Origin of the sequence: Wohlfahrtiimonas sp. G9077 (assembly GCF_002252155.1) — a bacterium.
Classification (GTDB): domain Bacteria; phylum Pseudomonadota; class Gammaproteobacteria; order Cardiobacteriales; family Wohlfahrtiimonadaceae; genus Wohlfahrtiimonas.
Genome location: NZ_NEFD01000006.1, coordinates 16551 through 40333, shown reverse-complemented (window position 1 = coordinate 40333; position 23783 = coordinate 16551). Strand labels below are relative to the sequence as shown.

Here is a 23783-nt window from a genome sequence, read left to right as displayed (position 1 = left end):
CGCTCCTAAAAACTGGCATAAATGAATTGCGGAATGCCTGAGGGCGCCCAATCAATCACAAGCACAAGCACCACGATCAGGACAAAAGGCAATACCGTCCAATGGATCATATGCACGATGTTTTCTATCCACACAATGGCTTTTAACAGCCAAGGATACACATAATAAACAAGCACGCAGGCCACTAAAATGCCTAAAGTATCAAGATGATTCATGACATCGCCATAGTTATTCACCATTGCTAATGCATAATCACCGGCATCACTTAATGTGGCACTTCTGAAAAAGAGCCAACCTAAGCAGACATAATTGAACATCAAAAAGCGCGCTAAAAATGGTGAAAAGCGACTGATGCCATTTTTTTTCCAATAGCGATCCCCCACATTAAGGGCAACGGTGCCAACACCATGAATGACGCCCCAAATGACAAAAGTGAGGGTTTCACCATGCCAAATACCGGAGAGTACCATCGCAATCAATACATTGATCTGCGTGCGCGTAAAGCCACCGCGGCTACCGCCAAGCGGAATGTAAATGTAATCGCGAATCCATGTGGATAAGCTGATGTGCCAACGCTGCCAAAATGCCTTTAAATTGGTGGCCATGTATGGCACATTGAAGTTTTGCGGCAAACGAAAACCTAACAAAAGCGCAATGCCCGTCACCAAATCGGTGTAACCTGAGAAATTAAAGTAAATCTCAAAAGCATATGCCCATAAACCCAAAATCAGATCAAACGAGTGATGAGCACTTGGGTTATCAAACACGGGCTTAACATATTCATAAGATAAAAAAGCGCTCAACCAATAAACTTTAATCACGGCGCTGACAATTAAGATCATCGCACGCGTCGGCTCAAGCACGGTCCGCGGCGTTTGTTGCTGAATTTGGGGTAAAAATACGGTGGCACGATTGATGGGGCCTGCAATCACGCTTGGGAAAAAGGATAAAAAGAGCGCAAAATCAAAAAAGCTAACAGGCATCTTCTCTTCTTGATGATAGAGTGACACCAAATAACTGATGGAGTGAAAAGTGTAAAATGAGATGCCGATTGGCAATAATATCTCAGCAACGGGCGGCGATAAATCAATGTTCCATGCTGCAAGCTGGCGCATGAATTCGGCAATGAAGAAATTATAATATTTAAATACCGCAAGGTTACCAATGGCCGCCACAATTGCGATCGTCAACCATAATTTGCGATGTGGGCTATAGGCAATGCCTGTGGATAAGAGATAGATCACCACTGTATATGCCCCAAGAATGAGGGCAAAATCAACATTAAAGAGTGCGATTAATACATAACTGACGATCAATAACAGGGCATTTTGAAGTGCAGGTACAAGGCGCAAACACCAGTACAGCACAAAAAACGGCACAAAAGCCGCCGCAAATTCAATGGATAAATAACTCACTTGGAACCTTAATCTATTTTTGTAATGGCAACGCTATAGCGCCATGAGTATGGCGCTTGGCAATTCTAGCATTTATGTGACAGATTGCACGGTTAATTCGCCCTATTCGTGGATGATCATTGTACGCACATCATAACCCTGCTCTGTGGCGGTTTTTAAGTAATCCTCAATCACCGCAGGATCAATGGTGGGCGTGCGCGCTAAAATCCATAAAAATTCCCGTGATGGTTCGCCCACAAGCGCCACTTGATAATCCTCATCAATGCGCATCACCCAATAATCGCCTTTAGTGAAAGGGATCCAGCGCAGGTATTTTGGTAAAAAGCTCACCTTTAGTTCACTGCCGATGGCATTTTGTGGATAGGCCATCGCTTCTGCAGTTTTCCATTCACCATTATCCATTTGACAGCGGTTCGTCACACCGATATTTTGCGCAACCTTCTCATAATGGGCTTGATTTCCTTTCACGCACGCTTTTTGAAAGCGATTGGGCAAACGCGCGATTTCATACCATGTGCCAAGATAGCGATCAACATCAAACTGCTTCACCGATTGAACAGGTGCAGCATTGTCTGCCAATGCCGTTGAATGATGGATCATCAATAATCCCATCACCCCAAATATTTTTAATAAAGCTCGCATGATTCCTCCAATAGTCATTGTGTGATTCATTTTTTAAATTCATATGACCATTCATAACACTGATATTGCGCGAGATCAAATCAATCTGATATTCTGCGGCGTTCGCCAGAAAAAAGTCGCTGGCCATACACAACTAAAAAGGAGTTAATATGGAATCACATCACGACGATCGACTTAAACAACAGGTCATTAAAAAGGCCTTCATCCGCTTAATGCCGGTGTTATTGTTTGCCTATGTTTTGGCCTACTTAGACCGCGTCAATATCAGCTTTGCGGGGCTGACCATGATGGAAGATTTAGGCTTATCCGCTAAATTATTCGGTTATGGTACAGGCATCTTCTTCATCGGTTACTTTTTGTTTGAAGTGCCAAGCAACCTTTTACTCACAAAATTTGGGGCACGCCGCTGGATTTCACGCATCATGATCACATGGGGCTTAGTGTCTGCATGTATGGCATTTGCCGCAGGCGATGTGAGCTTTTTAATCATGCGCTTTTTGTTAGGCGCCGCAGAAGCAGGCTTTTTCCCTGGGATCATTTTGTATTTAACCTTCTGGTTTCCACAAGAGTACCGCGCACGCATCATCTCTGTGTTCATGCTCTCCATCCCCCTTTCTCTTGCCGTGGGCGCACCGCTCTCCACAGCATTATTAGGATTAAATGGCATCGGTGGTTTACATGGCTGGCAGTGGTTATTCATCATCGAAGGGATTCCCACCGTGCTTGTGGGTTTGCTCTTCTTATTTGCCATGCCAGATCGCCCGAAAGATGCCAAATGGTTATCTTCTGAAGAAAAAACATATCTACAAGGTGTTTTAGATCAAGAGAGCGCAAGCATCGCAAAAAAAGCAGGCACGCACTTCTCCCTTGCCTTAAAACATCCGATTGTATGGATTTTGGCCATCATTTACATCTCAAACGTGACGGCAAACATTGGTCTGTCGAGTTTTTTACCACGCATCATTAAAGAACAAGGCACCTTTACAAACATGCAAATTGGCTGGATCACCTCCATTCCCTATTTTGTGGGCGTCCTTGGCAGCTTAGCCTTTGGCTTTTTAACCGATAAATTTAAAGCGCCATTCTTATTGTTATTGGTGGCGATTTTATTAACTGGTGTGGGCTTAGTAGCCGCAGGTTACCTCTATGCACAAACGGCCGTTGCCATGGCCATCATTGCTGTGTCTGTAGCGGGCATCGGGATTTATGGCTTTAAAGCGCCATTTTGGTCATTGCCTTCCATGTTTTTAACAGGTGCTGCTGCCGCAACCGGCATTGCGATGATCAACTCCATCGGTAACTTAGGGGGCTTCATTGGCCCTTCTGTGATCGGCTTGGTGCGTGATGCAACCGGCAGTTATGCCGCAGGTTTGTACTTCTTAGGTGGTTTAAGCATTTTCGCTTCCCTCCTTTCCATGTTTTTAATGGCCAAATACGCCAAATCCACTGATGCATAATCAGCGATGATACAAAAAAACTCACGCACCGATCATGATGCGTGAGTTTTTTAATGCCAGGTTCATTTAATGGGTTTTGACCACCGTGATTGTCCAGGCTGCATCGCCAATTTGCGCATAATCTTTGACGGTATAATTTGACTCAGCTGCCCAGCGTGGAATGGCTTCTGTGCCTTGCGTACAATCAAACTCAATTTTAAGCTCATCCCCCACGGATAATGTTTTGATTATATCTTTCGCTTCCAACAACGGAAATGGGCACACCATACCGAGGGATTTTAATTCATACACTGCCATATATTTCTCCTTAATGTTTCTAAATAGTCATTCAATTGATCATGCCGCAGCGGTTTTAAGTGCCACTTGGCGTGGGCGTACATACACAAAGTAAGCGGCAATCCATACCCCAAAAATAGTAAACAACAATCCTAACCAACCTTGCCACGTCATGATTGAGGTGTTGGTCAATCCATTGCCAATCGTGCAGCCACCTGCAAAGCCGGCACCAAAGCCCATCAAAATGCCACCCAAACAACTGGTGATGAGGATATTGGCACTGGGGACGCGCCATTTAAATTCACGGCTGCCCTTTGCCGCAATCCATGAGCCAATGAAAATGCCAAGCACTAAAAATACGCCCCAATCGATCACACCAGCATCACCGGTGACCAAAAAGCGCACGATATTGGCAGATGGCGTTGTGATGCCAAGCCCACCGCTTCTGCCGGATGCTGTGCTCAATGGCCAAGCGATCAAAGCAATCACACCGATGACGGCGCCAGCCACAAATGGATGCCAGCGTTTTTCAAACAATAGATGGGCGATGCCTGTGCGCTGCGCCGGTAAACTTGGCACGACCACTTTTGGGCGGCAAAGATGGCGCGTCACTAAAACTGTCGTCACCACAACCAATACAGCAATCAATGCCCATTGTGGGACATGCAACGTGTCTGCCACTGAGTTATTGATCAATGTGGTGCTTTTTGCATCGCTATAAAAATCTTTTAACGCACCATATTTCACCACTGCCGCGGACAACATATAAAAAATCAACGCAATCCAACTGCCAATTAAGCCTTCGGCTGCGCGGTACCATGTGCCAGTTGCACAGCCGCCCGCCAAGACAATTCCGATGCCAAACACTAAACTGCCGCCAATCACACTGATGAGTGAGACATCTTTAATGGCAATTGACAAATGCCCTGTTTCCACCAAGGCATAAACGCCCACCGCTTGCACAGAAATCGCGATCAAAAATGCATAGAGCAATGTGTGGTTGCGCGTTAAATAAATGTCGCGAAAACCGCCTGTCATACAAAATCGGGATCGCTGCAAGATAAAGCCAAACAACGCACCCACCAATAATCCACTGAACATCCTCTTCTCCTCCACTTGTCATCATTTTTATTGAGCCGATTCACATCGTTCAAAATTTATAGCACCCTGTGTGACAGATGGCAAGAAATATTTTTAATTACATATATGTTTAGTATGTTAATGCGATTAAAAGACACATAAAAAAATCCCCAAGCATGGCTTGGGGATTGATATATCTTGATGGATTATTTACGGCTTAATGTAGGCAAAGCCTTGATGCTGTAAACGTGCCAATGTCATCACAGCCGCCGGCACTATGGTGATGCAATTTGGTAACATGGATGCGCTAATCTCAAAGCCATTCATCGAGTTTTGGCAGATGTTCAGCATCACACCTAAAGCTGCAAGATCTGCAAATTTTGAAGCATACTCCGCCGCTAAATACCCTTTCACAGCCGCACCATTGGCAACGATGCGAATGTCATACGGCTCATCCAACCCTTTGATGAGATTGTTGACATTGGCCATCACGCGCGGCCATTTGTCCAACTCATCAATGTGAAAAACCACGTTAAATGCAGTCATGATGACTCCTCCAGAAAGTATGTTCTGCACAAATTGTAACAAATTTCCTGCTTGTGGCGTAGTCATCGCACATCATGTTAAGCGTCTTTTATGTTGCCATTTTGTAGTTTTTTGTCAAAAAAAAACCTTTTTTGACCATCAACACCCTTTTATTTTTCCAAAAATCATTTTAAATGGATTTATTTTCACCATAATTTTTACTTAAACACCCATTATTTTATGAAAATAAAAAACAACAAAACCACCTAAAACACAACATAAATAGCTATTAAAGCCAATAAAATACATCATCATTCACAATAAATTTAAACTTAAACATTAAATATTGTTTGACAATTTTTTATATTCTCAGATACTACAAAATAGCTCCATTTTAAAGACAACATCACAAATGCGGTCTTTAAAGAATCACAATAAATCCAAAGATTACTGGCGCTAACCACCTGAATAACAGGATAACTACATAATGAATGATTGATAACAATGAGGAGGATGCTATGTCTGATAGCACAGATCAACAGCATGACGGTTTGACGTACCAGCAGTTCATCGCCATCGAGGAGATGCCTGAGTTTAATCACTTTGTTCGCCGTAAGAACATCTTTTTATTCTCTGTCACGGGCAGTTTTTTATTCATCTATATTTTGTTGCCCATTTTGGCGTTTCAACCCTTTTTGCAAACCCCAGTTGTGGGCGCAATTACTGGGGTTTGGTTCTATTCTGCCGGTCTATTTTTAATGACGATCGTGTTGTGCACGCTCTATGTGCGTAAAGCGAGTCAATTTGACCGTGAATCTGCGGCTGTTTTACAAAAATTTGAAGAGATGAAAGGAGGTCAGCCATGAATTGGATCTCCATCAGCTTCTTTTTAGCCATTGTGGGGCTCACTTTGGTGGTGACGTACATCGCCGCGCAGCGCATGAGTTCAGCAAAAGACTTCTACACCGCAGGCGGCGGTTTAACCGGCTGGCAAAATGGCTTTGCGATCGCGGGGGATTATCTCTCTGCGGCTGCATTTTTGGGCGTTTCTGGCGCGATCGCTTTAACGGGCTTTGATGGCTTTTTCTTCTCGATTGGTTATGTTGTCGCGAACCTTGTATTGCTCTATGTGATCGCCGAACCGATGCGCAACCTTGGCAAATACACATTGGCCGACATGCTCACGGCGCGCTTTAATGAAAAACGCGTGCGCGGCGTGGCAGCCGGCGGCACCATCATCATCGTGATTTTATACATGATCGCCCAATTGGTGGGTGCAGGCGCATTGATCAAGCTTTTATTTGGCATTGATTATTGGATTGCGGTATTGATCGTGGGCGTGATGATGACAACCTATGTACTCTTTGGCGGCATGACGGCAACCTCATGGGTGCAAATCATCAAAGCGGTCTTATTGCTCTTTGGTACAGGCTTATTGGCGGGCTTGGTGTTCCATAAATTTGGCTACTCCATCACGCATATGTTCGACACCATTGCGAAAGACAATGGCGAATCCTTCCTCATTCCCGGCATGAAGTACTCAAGCTCCATTGACTCGATCTCCATGATGATGGCGCTGGTGCTCGGGACATCGGGATTGCCCCACATTTTAATGCGTTTTTTCACGGTGAAAGATGCCAAAACGGCACGCGCCTCCATCTCATGGGCAACGTGGATCACCACCATTTTCTTCTCTTTGACCATCTTTTTGGGCTTTGGGGCATTACACTTTGTGGGCATCGAGAGCATTTTAGCGGAAAGCAAAGCGGGCAATACCGCAGCGCCGCTCCTTGCTAAGTATTTGGGCGGTGAAGTGTTGATGTCTTTCATCAGCGCAGTCGCCTTTGCAACAATTTTAGCGGTGGTTTCAGGGCTTGTTTTGACGGGTGCATCCGCCATTTCCCATGACATCTATGCAGAGATCATCAAAGATGGCAAACTCAGCTCAGGACAAGAAGTGGCAGCCGGTCGTTTAGGCTCCATCGCCATTGCCATTCTTTCCATCTTCCTTGCCCTCTTTGCGCAGAATTTAAACGTCTCTTTCTTGGTGTCCTTTGCCTTCTGCATTGGCGCATCGGCAAACTTACCGGTGATTTTATACACCATCTATTGGAAGGACTTTAACTCAACAGGCACGGTCGCTGCGATCGCAACAGGTGTCTTATCCTGCTTAATCTTAGGGGCGATGGGGCCAAACATCTGGTCAGAATCAGGGCATGCCATTTTCACAGGTGCACCATTGGTGGATTTAGCCGTACCTGCCATCATCACCATTCCCCTTGGATTTTTAGCGGGCTTTATTGGCGCTAAATTGGGCGCAAAGCGACACAATACGGCAGAGGCTTATTCCCTTTACCGTACCATTCGCGTCAAAGCCAATACAGGCGCGCGGATGTGTTAAGGCGCAAGCCCTGCCGCCTGCATTAATAATTTGGTGATTTTAGCTAAGCCATACATAAATACAGCACCTCCGACCCATAAACCAATCAACCAGAGCCATTGGCTCTTTTTAGAAGGTTTATGAGCGGTGTCGGGGGTGCGGGTATTGTCGTCTGTCGTCATTGCGAGCCTTCTTTACCGAATGATTGTCAGGAATGAAAGGCTTTAGTATACATCAATTCAAAAACCAACCGGCGATGCTTTCACGCGTGGTTTGTGTGGGTAAAACTTCATGGGGAAAGGCTTCAGAGAGAAAAAACACCATGCGCCCTGCAATGGGCTCAAGTGTGATGAGTGGATTGTCTTGCTGATCATACACCACCAATTCCCCGCCATCGCCCACTTGCCAATCTTCATTGAGATACAACACTGTGGTGATTTTGCGGCGGCTTTGGGCACGCGGATTGTCATTGTGCTTGTGGTAAAAAGCCCCTTTCGGATAGCGACAAAAATGGGTTTCAAACTCTTTTAATCCCATATAGAGCGCCGCATTCACGGCTAAACGCACCGCATCCATTTGATCTAAATATCGCGCGATGGCCTCGCCCATTTCAGGATCTAACCACACCGTCAAATCGCCGCGCACATTTTTATTATTTTGCAATGAGCTTTGATGACCGATGCGCGCTGCCTGTAAGGCATCTTCTGGAATGGCTGCTTTAATGGCCGCAATGTCAGATGAGGATAAAAAATCGTCCCAGACATACCAACCACATGTTGTTAAAGCATCTAAAAGTTTATCAATTGTCATGGCATTAATATCCGTCGATGAATGGATCCCTCTTATACTGACAAATGCACCAAAATTACAATTTAAAACTTAAATGTATCACAATTATTTATGGATTATTTCATTATCTTATATGACAAACATTGTGCCATGCTGTGCCTTTGAACACAGAAAAAATCGCCACTTTTTAAAAAGGCTGCCAAAAATCATCCTCTGGCAGCCTGAATATATTATTTTTTTTATTTATGTAACGGGTAAAATCGCATAAATAATCAGCAACTTAAGCGAATAAATTTTGCGCATGCTGCTCTTATGATTCGGCAATGATGCCAACTTCTAACAATTTAGGACAAAAGAGCGAATCATCATGATATGTGACCACCAATTTATCCGTCGAGCGCGTGATGGCGACATACAACAATTTGGCCTCCTCTGACAATTCACCATTGTGCTTATAAGGTCGCCCCACCGATGGAATGCACACAAAGGGAAACTCTAATCCTTTAGACGCATGCATGGTGATAAAACGCACGCCTTGCATATTGTTATCTTCTGTGGCGATTGGCACACTTTTAAAATGGCAAACCTTTTTAATGTCATTGCTGAAAAATTGATAACGATGGATCACCGCCATTTCATGCCACGGGCGACCATTTTTATGCTCATTGACCATCGCTTCGACAATATAGTTCGCCTCTTTGAGATAATCATGATTGGCAATGCGCATCACCAAAGGTTTAGTCCCTTTACGCCCTGCACTGTTCGGCTCTAACAATGGCACAGCATCTTCATCGCCTTCATAGGCAATGTAATGGTCAGAAAAGCGCTTGGCAAAATCAAGCACCGTACATGGATTGCGGTAATTGGTGCGTAAAATCGTGGTGCGGCCTCTGGCATTGATGCCAACACTTGAGAAGGTTTTGATCTTTTTCTTATCCACGCCATAGATGGATTGAGCATCATCATACAAAATGAGCAACGTTTCAGTATGATCTAGCATTTGCACCATGATTTTAAACCAATCGGCCTCAAAGTCATGGCCTTCATCAATCAATACAGCGGCATATTGCTGCCTTGGCAAGGTTTTATTTTCTAAATGATTCAGCACTGATGTCACCATCATTTGGCAATACAGATCCGTGCTCTCTTGTTTAGGTGGCTTTTGACAACCGTGCTTTTGTAACTGTGCACCGCACCATGCATGAAAGTTGTGCACATGCACTTTATCACTTAAGTTTTTAGCCTCAAAATACAAGGCCAAATCATGCGCCAATGATTTGTTGTAACACACCACCAAAATCGGTTGCGTGGCACTTTTGGCCAAATACTCAGCGCGATACTTTAAAATCACCGTTTTGCCTGAACCGGCCACGCCATGAATGATTCGGTGCCCAACGCCAAGGCTGCGTGCCAATTGCTCTTGCTGAAGATCCATCACTTTTAAAATGCCCATGGATTCTGTGCCTTGCGCTTCTAGCATCTCATCGGGCGCAAACAGCTCTGTTTGCTTTAAGGGAATGCAGATTTCCGGATACAGTGTCCCACGGATGCGCTGAATCAAAGCATCGTTGAGCTTTGTCTGCATTTGAAAGGGCAACATGCCCCAAAGCTGCGCCGCAAATTGTGCGGGATCTGCACTTTCATACATCTCATCACTGCAAATGACCAAATGCTCTGGCAACACGCGATCAAACTCTGCATCGCGATACATTTTGCGCGTAATGTTCGTCAGCACAACGCCCTCGCCATAGGCAATGCGATGCTGTGCTAAAAAACCTGCCCCCAATTGTTTAACGATCTCGCGTCTACTGCGTTTGGCTTGTTCTAAAGGATTTTCCTTCAAAACCTCCGGCACATTGCGCAGCGCCACATGTAAACGTGAGAAAATCTCAATGTTATTAATTGTCCAATCTTTGACTTCCAGCACCAATAAACCACGTTCTGGATGAAAAAGCACAAAATCAGGATAATAACCATGAATCGGAATGTTGAACCAACAGATGGTGTCATCATCGAGTTTGTCTTGTAGGCGTTTTGCGAAACGATTTTCCCCCGCGGTCATCGACCCTTCTGAGCTTTTAATGGTGGGTATAATAAAGGCCATAATGTCTCTTTTTTTTATTGTTAGATGAATGTGTTTTTTACATTATAAACATAAAAAAACCATTTCAAAATCTTGAAATGGTTTTTGTGCTTGATCAGCACTTATTTTTTCTCATTGAACATCTCTTTGATAAAATCCACTTCGCCCGTTTCCACTTTATAGAACGCACCAACAATGCCAATTTCACCGCTGTCATACATCTCTTTTAAGACGGTGCTTTTTTCTAAAATGTGATCAATGGTGTATTCCACATTGTGAAAAGCCACTTTATCCACCGCTTCTTTCGATTTGATGTCAAGATCGGCATGATGCACTTTAACATGCTCAATCGATGGCTGAACTTTTGCCAAAAGATCCGTTAAATGTCCCAATTTAGCCCCCTTACAAGCGCCCGTAATCGCCCCACAATGGGAATGACCCAGCACCACGATCAATTTTGAGCCCGCCAATTTACAGGCAAACTCCATCGAGCCGATGATGTCATCATTGAGCACATTGCCCGCGATGCGTGCGCTGAAGATGTCGCCAAGACCTTGGTCAAAGATCAACTCCGCAGAGGTGCGGCTATCAATACAACTTAAAATGATGGCAAATGGAAATTGCCCCGCTTTGGTCTCATTCACTTGCTCTAACAAGTTGCTGTGAGCTTTAAGGTTCGCGATGAAGCGCTTGTTGCCCTCTTTTAAAAACGACAAAGCCAATTGTGGCGTTAAAGATTTCTGATCTTCTACGTTGTGTAATCTCATGTTTAACTTCTTCCTAGTTGGGGTAATTCAGTACAAATTAGAAAACATCTCAACTGCAATCAATGATCAAACAGTCTACTCTGATTTTTCCCCTGATCGGGCGAATGGAAAAAAATCCTACAAATTTTGCACACTTTTTATACAGTCATCGTGCGCATCATTCAAAAAAAAACCGCTGACAACAGCGGTTTTTCCTCACTTAACAGCCCACCAATTTTTCAATCGTGGACAATAAGCCTTTAACATGCTCAAAGCGCGTGTGCGGATTTAAGAGTGTCATTTTTAGCGTCACAATGCCATCGCGGCGCGTAATGCCTAGATTGGCATGCCCTTCATCAAACAAAAGCTGGGCAATGTAGCGATGGGTTTTTGTGCTGTCTTTACCGCCTAATGATTCAGGCTTGATTCTAAAGAGCACACTGGCAATCTGTGTTGAATTGACGAGCTCAAAATGCTCAGACTCATCCACATATTTTGCCACTTGTTGCGCTAAATCCACAGAATAATCCACCATGTCACCATATTGCTGAGCCCCGATGCTTCTCAAACTCATCCAGAGTTTGAGGGCATCAAAACGGCGGGTGGTTTGAATGGATTTGCTCACCAAATTCGGCACGCCTTCCAACTCATCTTCCACAGGATTGAGATAATCATCGTGGCGACGAATGAGCTCATAATTTGCGCCCTCTTTTAACACAAATGCACCACAACTGATGGTTTGTAAAAATTGCTTATGAAAATCAAGCGCAATTGAATCGGCGTGCTCAATGCCCGCTAAACGGTCACGATATTGATGAGAAAAGAGCAAAATGCCGCCCCATGCCGCATCCACATGCAGCCATGTTTGATGCTGCTTGGCAAGCGTTGCAATGCCTGACAGATCATCAATGGCGCCTGTGTCCGTTGTGCCGGCAGTGGCCACAATGGCAAAGGCTTTACGACCTTGTGCGGCCAAATCGTCTAAAGTATCCGCTAAGGCATCCACCATAATGCGACCGCCATCATCACAGGGCACAGAAACCACGCAACTCTCTTCAAAGCCTAGCAGCAACACCGATTGCTGCACAGAGAAATGCGCCTGCTCAGAGCAGATCACCGCCAATGAACTTTTGCTGTATTGCGGGAAGGTTTTCAAGCAATATTCGCGGGCCAATAATAAACCCATAAAATTGCTTTGCGTGCCGCCACTTGTGAAGATGCCCGCATCGCCCGCAGGATAACCAATGATGCGGCGAAGCTCGGTAATGATGCGTTCTTCAAACAATGTTGCCGATGGGCTTTGATCCCATGAATCCATGGATTGGTTCGACACATTGATCAACACTTCTGCCAATTGTGAGGCCAAGGTCGTTGGGCAATGCAAATGGGCGGAACACAATGGATGGTGCACCTGTAGCGCATGCTGCAAGAAGTATTGATTCGCCTCTTCAAGCGCCGCTTTGTCACCGATGCCGTCACTTGGCAATAACTCAATGTTCTTCAACTCACTTCGCAATGTTTCGATCGGCATGCCATCGTACATTTTGCCATCTTCCAACCAATTGGCGGCCAATGATACCGCTTGGGTCATCAAATTGCGATATGTATTGGCCCCCGCCTCACCTGTTTCGGTGATGCCTAAGGTAATGTCTTTGTTCATGTCCGATCCTATTGAGAAACTTGCGTCAACGCGATGTCTAAACGTTCTAAAATCAACGCCACTTCATCTAACGATAATGTCAATGGCGGTAAAAAGCGCAACACGCAACCATGGCGGCCGCCACGCTCTGCAATCAAACCTGCATTAAAGCATGCGCGCTGTAACGCCACCGCCAACTCAGGTGCATACGGCAAGCTGCCTAAATGATCTGTTTGTCCTTTTGCATCGACAATTTCAAGCCCGAGCATCAAACCGCGGCCACGCACTTGACCAATGCAAGGATAACGCTGTTGCAATGCCAACAAGCCCTCTTTTAACGCTTTTCCCACTTGTTGTACATTCTCTTGTACGCCTTCTTTGGTGATCATCTCAAGTGTGACTAAGCCTGTGGCCATCGCCAATTGATTGCCGCGGAATGTACCGGTGTGCGCTCCAGGATTCCAAACATCCAATTGTGCACGATATGCCACCACCGCCATTGGCAAACCCCCACCAATGGCTTTAGACATGACGATCATGTCCGGCACAATGCCAGATTCACCGAATGCAAAGAAATCGCCGCTGCGACCAATGCCTGCTTGTACTTCATCTAAAATCAACACAATGCCCAAACGCTCTGTCACTTCACGCACGCGCTTTAACCAATGCGCAGGTGCTGGCACAACGCCGCCTTCCCCTTGAATCGCCTCTAAAATCACCGCCGCAGGTTTGGTGATCCCGCTTTCGATGTCTGTGAGCATGCGTTCAAATAGATTGGCCAATGCCACTTCACCTTGCTCGCCACCGATGCCAAGTGGGCAACGATACGCATAAGGATACGGCATGAACTGCACATACGGCATCAAACCAGAAATGGGAGTTTTGGCATCAAGATTGCCTGTGGCACTCAATGTGCCATTGGTCATGCCATGATAACCGCCTGTAAAGCTGATGATGCTCGCGCGCCCTGTGGCTGTTTTGGCCAATTTAAAGGCCGCCTCATTAGCATCTGCACCTGTAGGACCACAAAATTGTAAACGCCAATCATCACGATTGCCCGGCAATAAGCCTAACACCGTTTCAGAAAACTGGTCTTTTAAAGGCGTCGTTAAGTCCAGCGTATGCAATGGCAATTCGCTCTCTAAAACGTCTTTAATCGCTTGAATGATGCGTGGATGATTGTGACCTAAGGCAAGAGTGCCTGCGCCTGCCAAACAATCTAGATAACGTTTTCCTTCAACGTCCTCAAGCCAAGCACCTTGTGCTTTTTTGATGGAGATCGGAAACTTTCTAGGATAACTTCGTGCATTGGACTCGAAGTGTGATTGTCTGTTGATGTAATATTGATTATCAAATGTTGATAATGGTGTTGTTCCCATGTCAAACCCTCTGAAAAAAGTTCTACTGTGGTAATAAAAGCACGCATTGGATTGAATTTTCTAACTATCCACCTAATGATACATTATGCTTAGATTTATCTAGGTCATAAATCTAATGATTCAATTTTCTTTGTTCTTTTAATCTAACAGTAATTGTTAAGTTATCAATGCCCAGATAGTACAACCGCATGCTGTAATATCTAATGGCCCTCCGTGAAAAAAATAATTTAAATACCGCTAGTGACTAGCGGGCGCTAATTCTGCCCTATAAATTTCAAATTGGCAACGTTTTTATGCACCCATTTTTCATGTAAATTTACATGAAAATCATGTGGATATTGGTAAAGAAAACCGCTAAAAACTTTAAGAAATGACGAAGATAAATGGCTTGGATTTTTTCCATTAAAAAAGCCCTTTTCCAGAGCTTAAGGATATATTTTATCTTTGTGGGATTCATTTCAAGTCAATTGATCAGATGATCGCAATCTTTCATCATCCGATTTCTCTTAACATTTATGAACCTATATATGGACTTAATCACATCCCCATTTTAAGCCTGCCTGTTGCTCAAGATTATAACCAATCATAATGCGATCCACCCACAAGATAAGTTTTGGTGTGCGCATCGCGGTCCGTTTTACGAGCAGGCCCAATTAAATTTTCTAAATATGCAATGTCCACACCGATCATGTCATAAGAGAATAGATCTGATATTTTATTGCCCACTGCCATTGCAGGTGCAGAAGCTGTCCTTTGATTACAAAATCAAAATTTAAAATTGCGAACAATAACAACACCTTTTTTCTGAAAAAGCGCTTGTGGACAGGCTCGATTTTTTAATCGATGAATTTTTATCATCATTGCATGAATTAAAATCATTTTTTTTCATGCATTGATTTAGATATAAATCAATACAACAGTTAATTTTAGCAACCAAGGGCCAGAACACTATGAGTACAAATTTTAAATGTTCCGTCAAAAGCATTTGTTTCGACGAAAATTATCATCCTGCCAACAGCACACGCTTGACCACCAACTTTGCGAACTTAGCCAGAGGCGAGAGTCGCCAAGAGAACTTGCGCAAAACATTGCAGATGATGAACAGTCGCTTCAATGACTTGGCCCATTGGGACAATCCAAAAGGCGATCGCTATGCCATTGAGCTTGAAATCATCTCTGTGGACATTGATGTGGAAAACAACGGCGAAACCTTCCCAATCATTGAGATCTTAAAAACCAACATCATCGATCACACAACGAATCAGCGCATCGATGGCATCGTGGGCAACAGTTTCTCTTCTTATGTGCGTGACTATGACTTTAGCGTATTGTTGCTTGATCACAATAAAGACAAGGCTGAATTCAGCTTGCCGGAGAACTTTGGGGATCTACATGGCAAACTCTTTAAATACTTTATTCATTCACCTGCTTATCAAGACAACTTTAATAAAGCGCCTGTGATTTGCTTGAGCGTGGCGAGCAGCAAAACGTATCATCGCACTACAAATACGCATCCTGTGCTCGGTGTTGAATATGTGCAAAATGAGTTCTCCTCAACCGATCAGTACTTTGCAAAAATGGGCTTACAGGTACGTTACTTCATGCCGCACAACTGTAAAGCGCCGCTCGCCTTCTATTTCAGTGGCGATTTATTGAGCGATTACAGCAATCTTGAGTTGATCAGTACAATTGCCACCATGGAAACCTTCCAAAAGATCTATCGCCCTGAAATCTATAATGCAAATGCTGCTGCCAGCGCGGTGTATCAACCAAGCTTAAATAACCAAGATTTCTCACTCACACAAATCGTTTATGACCGCAAAGAGCGCAGCGAATTGGCCGTTAAACAGGGGAAATTTACCGAAGAACATTTCATCAAGCCCCACAAAGAGATTCTTGAACAATGGGCCGCAGCCTACGACCTTTAATTCACCGCATGGACAGAACGATTATGAAAAGATTATTACCCACTTCCACCGCTGGCAGCTTACCAAAACCTTCTTGGCTTGCGGAACCTGAAAAACTTTGGTCCCCTTGGAAATTAGAGGGCGAACAGCTCAAAGAGGCCAAAGAAGATGCATTGTTGATTGCATTGCAAGATCAAATCCATGCAGGCATTGACATCGTCAGCGATGGCGAACAAACGCGCCAACACTTTGTGACCACATTCATTGAGCACTTAAACGGCGTCGATTTTGAAAAACGTGAAACCGTTAAAATCCGTGATCGCTATGAAGCGAGCGTGCCAAGCGTGGTTGGCGAAGTCTCCCGCCAAAAACCTGTGTTTGTGGAAGATGCCAAATTCTTACGCCAACACACCGATCGCCCGATTAAATGGGCATTGCCGGGCCCCATGACCATGATTGATACTTTGTATGATGGCCATTACAAAAGCCGCGAAAAATTGGCGTGGGAATTTGCCAAGATCCTCAACCAAGAGGCCAAAGAGCTTGAAGCGGCCGGCGTTGACATCATTCAGTTTGATGAACCTGCCTTTAACGTCTTCTTTGATGAAGTCAATGATTGGGGCATTGCAACCTTAGAACGCGCCCTTGAAGGCTTAAAATGCGAAACTGCGGTGCACATTTGCTACGGTTATGGCATCAAAGCCAACACCGATTGGAAAAAGACATTGGGCTCTGAATGGCGCCAATATGAAGAGGCATTTCCAAAATTGCAGCAATCTAACATCGACATCATCTCGTTAGAATGCCATAATTCACGCGTGCCGATGGATCTGCTTGAGCTCATTCGCGGCAAAAAAGTGATGGTGGGCGCCATCGATGTGGCCACCAATGTCATTGAAACCCCAGAAGAAGTTGCGGACACTTTGCGCAAAGCCCTTCAGTTTGTGGATGCTGATAAACTCTATCCATCCACCAACTGCGGCATGGCACCGCTCGCTCGTCATGTGGCGCGCGGCAAGCTCCATGCATTGAGTGCTGGCGCTGAGATCATCCGTAAAGAGCTCAACTCAATTTAGGAAAATAGTCATGGTTGAAGCAACAGACTTTAGAAATGCAATGTCTTTGTTAACAGGCGCGGTCAATGTGGTGACCACGGTGGGTGAATCGGGCCGTTATGGCTTCACTGCATCGGCTGTTTGTAGTGTGACAGATACACCGCCAACACTTTTGGTCTGTATGAATCAATCGGCAAGCTCCCATGAGCATTTCATTGCCAATAAGGTTTTAACAGTCAATGTGTTAAGTGCACATCACCAACACATCTCCACTGTTTTTTCCTCCAAAATGAGCCCTGAAGAGCGCTTTGAGTTTGGCAATTGGACAACCTTAGCAACTGGTGCACCGGTGCTAGAAGATGCACTGGTGAGCTTTGATTGCGAGATTGAACACATCCAGAATGTGGGCACGCATGCCATCTTCATTTGCCAGATTGTGGCCATTCGTCAAAGCGAGCACAATCAAGGCTTGGTGTACTTCAACCGTGCGTATCATCCTGTGGGAAAAACCGAAATTGCTTAACGCCCAAACATAAAAAAGCCCCAAACGGGGCTTTTTTTATTCGTATTCGTGTTGTCTTGGCAATTGTCTGATCTGAACGGTGAGCCACTCTTTAAAGCCCGCTTTTTTCTGATATCGATGCATGTCAAACTCAAATGGAAAAATGGTGCGAAACTTCGACTCAAAGCGATCGTATGAAAAATCATCGTGCAAGGAACTGGCCACTTCCAACAATTTTTCATGCAGATCCTTATCCACATACGCAGGCGCCTTGCGCGGGCTGCTGATGTCATAACCAAAGATTTTTAAGCGCGCATGCGCCGCTTCTCGCACATCATTAACGGGATCGGTTTTCATGATCTCTAAAAACGCCGCTTCCACCGCAGGACATTTATATTTACCCAACTTTTTAATGGCATCGATGCGTTTTTCATAGCTGTGGGCATCATTGAGCTTTTTAAAGAGCGCCTCTTGATCCGCAGGTTCTGCCTCAATAAATGCAGGCTTAGGTGCATTGAGTTTTTTAAGGATCTCTTGCAAATCCTCACCATGCTGATAGCGCGAACGTATGATTCTAGCGGCATTGAGCACATATTGAAAGGGGCGCGCCATCGGTGGGATGTTACGCTTTTTCACAAGGCTTTCATACTCAGCATAACGGGCTTCAACCTTCTGCCAATCTTGTGGGAATTTCTTTTTAAATCCCAGTATAAATTCATCATCCGAGGCATTGCGGTCTAAGTCTAATAAGACTTCTGCCACTTTTTTGTCCTTATCCTCGATGATGACACCCTTTGTTAAACGCTTCTTTCCCATACTGCCCTCTATTGACCTGCAAAATTTCTAACTAAAGAAGGATTATATTCTTAAATCGTATGTAAAGCACCTAATCTAAAGGGTGATCGCCATTGAACTGTGTATTTTATGAAAAATCCAACTGTGCTTCAAAAGCTTTTAAATCGAGTCTTGCCAAACCTAAATGGGCTTCAGCACGATCTAATACCAAGTAAAGAAAATAGTTGGTATTTTTCTTTAATAAACGAATTAAATGATACTCTTTACCAAGCGTGATCAAAATGTCTTCGATCTCATCATCTAAGTTGAGGCTATTGGCCACATCGCGCTTGGTTTTAACAATTTTGGCATTGCCGGATGATGCCAATGCAATGTCAAAATCTGTGGCGCTTTCTGAGGCAACGGCGACTCCGCTATTGACATCCACCAACGACACAACCTTAAACCCCGAAATTTTTTTTAATTCTGCTAAATTATACTGACTCATGATTCTTCCACTATATTTACATTTAAATAAATATAGCTTACATTTCTAATTTTTGAGTCGCTTTGTTAAAATAAATTTAATTAATGAAGTTTGACCGGAACAAGCAATTGATCACTTGATAATACCGAACTTTTTTTTCCATGCTTCTAAAGGTGATAACTTCTTATCTGGATTATCTTCATATTTTAATCGAGTTTCACCACATTTTGGACACTCTGATGGCAGCATAATCGCATCGCTACTTTCTGACATTGACCAATTGCAATTGGTACAGCGAATTTTAAAAGGTAATTGTTGCATCATCACCATAATATTTCTCCTGAAAGTTTAGTTATTTTTCTGTCTTCATCACTGCTTGAACCATGCCTGAAACACCATTAAATAATCGAACACCTTGATTGATGAAACCTGATTGACGATCCTTCGCTTCAATATTTCTACGGTTCAATTGCGTCTGAATTGCTTCATTGTATTGGGCTTGTATTGCTTCTTCTAATGCTTCAATACCAAAAGATTGATCATTCAATATTGCTAGAGGATAAATGGTCTCTGCTTTCAATCATGAAGTCTTGTATCCAAAAAGCGCAGAATTGGCCGCCCTTGAGGAAAATCATAAGCCACAGATGTCGCAGTACATGGGGAAAATCCATTGCCTATTTCAACAGTTGTTAAATGTGTCAATGCTTGAATTAATGAAGATTTACCTGCACCGGTTTTTCCTAATAACCACAAGATAGGTAAATCTTTTGTTTCAATATCTGAAATTGATAACAATTCAGAATTTTTCTCTGGAATCATCCATTTTTTAAATGTATCTATCATATATTTCCTTAGGCAACCTATTCTCGTTTAATAAAATAGGAGACTGTTGAGGTAACATCTCGTTTAATTCTTTTTGAACCTGAGTTTGGTGATTCAATTAATTATAGCCTGTAGTCATGCATGGTTGTGTCATATTTCAATGAATGATTTCTTTGGCGTTGTTCAAGATTGTGCACTGCTTCAAATTCTTGAATGAATAGATTATCTTAATTGATATCAAACGCTATATATCTGACTCGATCATTTCTATGATTGCCGCCTGCATTATAAATAATGATATTTTGATTCCTTCTCGCTCTAGCAATCGGTCGATGCACATGCCCACACAAAATGTATTGACAATTTAATAAGCGCATATCACTTTTTAAAGTAGCACTGCCATAATTTCTACCCGTTTGATCGATTGCCGTTTGGCTATTTGCAGGCGGATAATGATGCAACAATATATTGCAATCTCGGTATCGATAAAAATCCTCACAATCTTCAGGCGCACAACCGATCACAATATTATTCAGTGTTGTCATAGAACCATCACTTCTAGGTAAGTCCGCCAGCCAATCACATGAACCATCGATCAGATCATGATTGCCGCTGCAGACAAAAATGGGTGTTTTAAACGACAAAATCCATGCGCGCACATCGTCAATTTGCGCATCAATCGCAACATCATTCGTTTCATCTAAAAAGTCGCCTGTGACACAAATGGCATCATAACGGTTTTGCTGTTCACTGATCGAATCAAAAACAAACCGTTTAAAATGAATGTCCGTGACGTGTAATATTTTCATTTTTCTATGCTCAATCGCTAAAAATAAGTTATCTAGTATGATCGAGCGACCTTTGCATGCTCTCTATCCAAGATCTTTTAAAAGCCTCATCTGTCATATACAGCTTATATAAATCCATCTCATCCATTCGTCTTTTGAGCATCACATCTTGAATCATTTTCGCAAAGACTAAATCTCGGTGATGAGGATCACTACTTTTTTGATATTTTTCTACATAATCAGGATGCCTCTTGACGCTTTCTTGAATATTGACGAACTTAATGCGCTGTTCTTCTGGCGTTAATGCCCAACTTTGGAACCATTTTTCATTAAAATTCTGAATGATTTGATCAATAGGATCATGTTGCTCTTCAGTATTATGAGCCCCACGTGGGTTAGGATTTTGAGGATCTAATTCACCGCTCTCTTCATTTAATTTTAAAGCAGAATTCAGAGAAACTCGTTGCAAGCCATAAGAACTTAAATCAACAGATTCAAGTAATTCATCTATACCATCAATGCTAGGATCATTCACAATTAATTTTGGCACTAAAAATTTTAAGAACCAAAATAGCTTCTCCCATGCCACAATCTCATAAGGCATGATCGCAGCCATCTGACCATAAATTTTTACAAACTGCTTGGCTTTGACTTTAAAATCAACTTTATCTTCGTGTGATAATTCTAAACCATGATTGAATCGATCTGCCGAAACATCAATCATTGGGCTCAAGAGCATTGCGTCTTCTTTGCTGAAAAATAGCCTGACAAATTCATCGACTTCATATTGCTCATAAACACCCACTTCATCTAATAACTCTTTCAAGTCGTGTAAAACATTCACATCCGTTGCTGCTGAAAGGGTTGTTGCTGTATAAAAAGGTGCAAAGGCTTTTTCAATGTCTTCTGCTGTATTAAAGAAATCCAATATTGCTAAGTCTTCCGTTCTTTTCCCATATTTAGGTGCGCTTCGATTGAGCCTAGATAATGCCTGAACGCATAAAACACTCGTTAATTTTTTATCAATATACATTGCACATAACTTTGGTTGATCAAAGCCTGTTAAATATTTATTGGCCACCACTAATAATCGATTTTCATCATGATCAAACTGTTTGGCCGTGTCATTTTCAGGGAAATGATTCATCTCGCTTTCCGTATATTCAATACCATCGACTTCTTTGATGCCCGAAAAGGCAATCAAAACTTTAAACGGATCATTTCTATCTTTAAGCAGTCGATCAATGGCTTTGTAATAACGAATGGCACTTTCGATGCTCTGCGTCACCACCATTCCTTTACCTTTGCCTTTGAGTTTTTTAGTGTTCACAACATGATCTGTAAAGTGATCTAACATAATGGATGCTTTAACATCTATGGTCTGCTGACTGCTTTCAACAAAAGTGCGCAACTTTTTTTGTGCTTTTTTACTGTCAAAAGTTGGATTATCCGCAATGGATTTTTGGATCTCATAATAGCTTTTATATGTTGTATAGTTCGCCAATACATCTAAAATAAAACCCTCTTCTATTGCCTGTTTCATCGAATAAAGATGAAATGGGATAAAAGATCCATCTGCCTGTGGTTCTCCAAACTTTTCTAACGTATGATTCTTTGGCGTTGCGGTAAATGCGAGATAGGAAGCATTCCCGCGCATTTTTCTTGACTGCATGAGCTCTAGAATTTTATCTTGTGCATCAATGTATTCATCTTCATCATTCTTCCCCATTGCCCTATTCATATTGTCATGCGCAGATCCAGATTGCGAACTATGTGCTTCATCAATAATGACGGCAAAGCGATGATCACTTAAATCACTGATCCCATCAATGATGAATGGAAACTTTTGAATGGTTGTAATGATAATTTTCTTACCACTTTCCAACGCTGTTTTTAAGTCTTGAGATTTATTAGCATGTTCAATAATATTTTTAACTTCTGAGAAACTCTTAATATTATCTTTAATTTGCTTATCTAATAATCTGCGATCGGTCACCACAATCACAGAATCAAAGATTGGCTCATCCATAGGTCGTCCTGCCGCTGCTTTTTCTGTTAAAGGATAAGCTTCAATCAATTGATATGCTGCCCAAGTAATAGAATTCGATTTACCTGAACCGGCTGAATGCTGAATTAAATATGTTTGTCCCACGCCATTATGTTCAACATCATTAATGATTTTTCTCACAACATCTAATTGATGATATCGAGGGAAAAACAAAGAACGGCTTTCTAATTTATCTTTTGAATCTCCATCTAAGCGCACAAAGTGTTGGATGATATTGGCTAAGCTAACTTTAGTGAATACTTCTTCCCATAAGTATGCCGTTCTATGTCCATTAGGATTAGGTGGATTACCTTGTCCTAAATTGTTTCCTTTATTAAAAGGCAAGAAAAAAGTCTCTTTACCCTTTAATTTTGTTGTCATATAAACTTCATCCGTATCGACTGCCATATGCACGAGTGAACGTGCAAAATTTAATAATGGTTGCTTAGTATCACGATCTTCTCGATATTGTTTTTGCCCATGAAAACGTGCCGTTTGCCCTGTCCAAGCATTTTTTAATTCCAGTGTTATTAATGGCACACCATTCAAAAAAATCACCATATCAATTTCTTGTAATGGATTTGCAATTGAATAAGTGAGTTGGCGCGTGACACTGAAAATATTTTTCTCAAAATTTTCATGAATAATTTGGCTGCTACTGGCTAAGGGTAATGGATACATTAAATCTAAATGCACATCACCAATATCTAAACCCTTTTTTAATAATGCCAATACGCCATTTTTTTTGATTAATCGATCATAACGTTCAATAACAGCCCGTTGCCAATCTTGTGGACGATGCTTTTGTAACCTTTCTAATTTTAATTTTTGTGTATTTTCTAAAAATTGCCAAAAAAAGTGAACGTCTAAAGCATGCTGTTGATCAAAGTTTTTCGGTGCACCAATCTCAAAACCATTCGTGTCATGCAAGTGTTTTTCAATCAAGTTTTCCAATGCTTCTTCTTTTGTATTTGATATCATTATTCTTTA

At 42.7% G+C, this 23783-nt stretch carries 25 protein-coding genes; 6 read left to right on the top strand and 19 right to left on the bottom strand.

Annotation, left to right across the window (positions count from 1 at the left end):
- Window positions 1-5: 5 nt before the first annotated feature.
- The gene (locus B9T20_RS08190) at window positions 6-1415 is read right to left on the bottom strand and encodes an MBOAT family protein (RefSeq protein WP_094490602.1); all 1410 of its coding nucleotides are present in this window, start codon (window positions 1413-1415) and stop codon (window positions 6-8) included.
- Window positions 1416-1517: 102 nt separating this feature from the next.
- Window positions 1518-2057, bottom strand: coding sequence for a lipocalin family protein (locus tag B9T20_RS08185; RefSeq protein WP_094490601.1), 540 nt, complete (start codon window positions 2055-2057; stop codon window positions 1518-1520).
- 149 nt (window positions 2058-2206) lie between these two features.
- Between B9T20_RS08185 and B9T20_RS08180 the strand changes: the two genes are divergently transcribed.
- On the top strand, window positions 2207-3514 hold the full coding sequence (locus B9T20_RS08180; RefSeq protein WP_094490600.1) for an MFS transporter: 1308 nt from the start codon (window positions 2207-2209) through the stop codon (window positions 3512-3514).
- A 66-nt stretch (window positions 3515-3580) separates the two neighbouring features.
- On the opposite strand, the gene B9T20_RS08175 is transcribed toward B9T20_RS08180, so the two are convergent.
- The 3 genes from B9T20_RS08175 to B9T20_RS08165 all read right to left on the bottom strand — a co-directional run bounded on the left by B9T20_RS08175 (window position 3581) and on the right by B9T20_RS08165 (window position 5416).
- Window positions 3581-3811, bottom strand: coding sequence for a sulfurtransferase TusA family protein (locus tag B9T20_RS08175; RefSeq protein ID WP_094490599.1), 231 nt, complete (start codon window positions 3809-3811; stop codon window positions 3581-3583).
- 39 nt (window positions 3812-3850) lie between these two features.
- The gene (locus B9T20_RS08170; protein ID WP_094490598.1) at window positions 3851-4891 is read right to left on the bottom strand and encodes a YeeE/YedE family protein; all 1041 of its coding nucleotides are present in this window, start codon (window positions 4889-4891) and stop codon (window positions 3851-3853) included.
- 189 nt (window positions 4892-5080) lie between these two features.
- Window positions 5081-5416 (bottom strand): DsrE family protein, encoded by a 336-nt coding sequence (locus tag B9T20_RS08165; protein WP_094490597.1) that lies wholly within the window; start codon window positions 5414-5416, stop codon window positions 5081-5083.
- 497 nt (window positions 5417-5913) lie between these two features.
- Between B9T20_RS08165 and B9T20_RS08160 the strand changes: the two genes are divergently transcribed.
- Together B9T20_RS08160 and B9T20_RS08155 are read left to right on the top strand one after the other, a co-directional pair.
- Window positions 5914-6261, top strand: a complete 348-nt coding sequence (locus tag B9T20_RS08160; protein ID WP_018121882.1) for a DUF485 domain-containing protein — start codon at window positions 5914-5916, stop codon at window positions 6259-6261.
- Complete coding sequence (locus B9T20_RS08155; RefSeq protein WP_094490596.1) at window positions 6258-7796, top strand: cation acetate symporter; 1539 nt, start codon at window positions 6258-6260, stop codon at window positions 7794-7796. Before B9T20_RS08160 ends, B9T20_RS08155 begins: the two co-directional genes overlap by 4 nt.
- On the opposite strand, the gene B9T20_RS10200 is transcribed toward B9T20_RS08155, so the two are convergent.
- The 7 genes from B9T20_RS10200 to B9T20_RS10135 all read right to left on the bottom strand — a co-directional run bounded on the left by B9T20_RS10200 (window position 7793) and on the right by B9T20_RS10135 (window position 15143).
- Window positions 7793-7957: a hypothetical protein gene (locus B9T20_RS10200; RefSeq protein WP_199415239.1), complete on the bottom strand. Its 165-nt coding sequence runs from the start codon at window positions 7955-7957 to the stop codon at window positions 7793-7795. The genes B9T20_RS08155 and B9T20_RS10200 overlap by 4 nt on opposite strands.
- A gap of 52 nt (window positions 7958-8009) precedes the next feature.
- Window positions 8010-8585, bottom strand: coding sequence for a 2OG-Fe(II) oxygenase (locus B9T20_RS08150; protein WP_094490595.1), 576 nt, complete (start codon window positions 8583-8585; stop codon window positions 8010-8012).
- A 289-nt stretch (window positions 8586-8874) separates the two neighbouring features.
- Window positions 8875-10668 (bottom strand): DEAD/DEAH box helicase, encoded by a 1794-nt coding sequence (locus B9T20_RS08145; protein ID WP_094490594.1) that lies wholly within the window; start codon window positions 10666-10668, stop codon window positions 8875-8877.
- A 101-nt stretch (window positions 10669-10769) separates the two neighbouring features.
- Window positions 10770-11414 (bottom strand): carbonic anhydrase family protein, encoded by a 645-nt coding sequence (locus tag B9T20_RS08140; RefSeq protein ID WP_094490593.1) that lies wholly within the window; start codon window positions 11412-11414, stop codon window positions 10770-10772.
- A gap of 199 nt (window positions 11415-11613) precedes the next feature.
- Complete coding sequence (locus tag B9T20_RS08135; protein ID WP_094490592.1) at window positions 11614-13053, bottom strand: aspartate aminotransferase family protein; 1440 nt, start codon at window positions 13051-13053, stop codon at window positions 11614-11616.
- An 8-nt stretch (window positions 13054-13061) separates the two neighbouring features.
- Window positions 13062-14411, bottom strand: a complete 1350-nt coding sequence (locus B9T20_RS08130) for a diaminobutyrate--2-oxoglutarate transaminase family protein (RefSeq protein WP_094490591.1) — start codon at window positions 14409-14411, stop codon at window positions 13062-13064.
- Window positions 14412-14984: 573 nt separating this feature from the next.
- Window positions 14985-15143 carry a hypothetical protein gene (locus tag B9T20_RS10135; RefSeq protein WP_158520535.1) on the bottom strand — a complete coding sequence of 53 codons (159 nt, stop codon included), beginning with the start codon at window positions 15141-15143 and terminating at the stop codon, window positions 14985-14987.
- Between the two features lie 218 nt (window positions 15144-15361).
- Between B9T20_RS10135 and B9T20_RS08125 the strand changes: the two genes are divergently transcribed.
- Genes B9T20_RS08125 through B9T20_RS08115 form a run of 3 tightly spaced genes read left to right on the top strand, consistent with a single transcriptional unit; the run spans window position 15362 to window position 17896 of the window.
- The gene (locus tag B9T20_RS08125) at window positions 15362-16339 is read left to right on the top strand and encodes a DUF1852 domain-containing protein (protein ID WP_094490590.1); all 978 of its coding nucleotides are present in this window, start codon (window positions 15362-15364) and stop codon (window positions 16337-16339) included.
- A 23-nt stretch (window positions 16340-16362) separates the two neighbouring features.
- A complete protein-coding gene (locus B9T20_RS08120) occupies window positions 16363-17394 on the top strand; it encodes a methionine synthase (RefSeq protein ID WP_094490589.1) in 1032 nt (343 codons plus the stop codon).
- Window positions 17395-17404: 10 nt separating this feature from the next.
- A complete protein-coding gene (locus B9T20_RS08115) occupies window positions 17405-17896 on the top strand; it encodes a flavin reductase (protein WP_094490588.1) in 492 nt (163 codons plus the stop codon).
- Window positions 17897-17932: 36 nt separating this feature from the next.
- On the opposite strand, the gene B9T20_RS08110 is transcribed toward B9T20_RS08115, so the two are convergent.
- The 7 genes from B9T20_RS08110 to B9T20_RS08080 form a co-directional block, all read right to left on the bottom strand.
- Window positions 17933-18691 carry a HEAT repeat domain-containing protein gene (locus B9T20_RS08110; protein WP_094490587.1) on the bottom strand — a complete coding sequence of 253 codons (759 nt, stop codon included), beginning with the start codon at window positions 18689-18691 and terminating at the stop codon, window positions 17933-17935.
- 106 nt (window positions 18692-18797) lie between these two features.
- Window positions 18798-19157: a hypothetical protein gene (locus tag B9T20_RS08105; protein ID WP_094490586.1), complete on the bottom strand. Its 360-nt coding sequence runs from the start codon at window positions 19155-19157 to the stop codon at window positions 18798-18800.
- A 111-nt stretch (window positions 19158-19268) separates the two neighbouring features.
- Window positions 19269-19460 (bottom strand): hypothetical protein, encoded by a 192-nt coding sequence (locus B9T20_RS08100; protein ID WP_148138453.1) that lies wholly within the window; start codon window positions 19458-19460, stop codon window positions 19269-19271.
- Between the two features lie 28 nt (window positions 19461-19488).
- On the bottom strand, window positions 19489-19716 hold the full coding sequence (locus B9T20_RS08095; protein WP_094490584.1) for a hypothetical protein: 228 nt from the start codon (window positions 19714-19716) through the stop codon (window positions 19489-19491).
- On the bottom strand, window positions 19713-19979 hold the full coding sequence (locus B9T20_RS08090) for a hypothetical protein (protein ID WP_094490583.1): 267 nt from the start codon (window positions 19977-19979) through the stop codon (window positions 19713-19715). Before B9T20_RS08090 ends, B9T20_RS08095 begins: the two co-directional genes overlap by 4 nt.
- A gap of 206 nt (window positions 19980-20185) precedes the next feature.
- Window positions 20186-20767 (bottom strand): metallophosphoesterase, encoded by a 582-nt coding sequence (locus B9T20_RS08085; protein ID WP_094490582.1) that lies wholly within the window; start codon window positions 20765-20767, stop codon window positions 20186-20188.
- A gap of 28 nt (window positions 20768-20795) precedes the next feature.
- Window positions 20796-23774 carry a type I restriction endonuclease subunit R gene (locus B9T20_RS08080; RefSeq protein WP_094490581.1) on the bottom strand — a complete coding sequence of 993 codons (2979 nt, stop codon included), beginning with the start codon at window positions 23772-23774 and terminating at the stop codon, window positions 20796-20798.
- Window positions 23775-23783 lie beyond the last annotated feature (9 nt).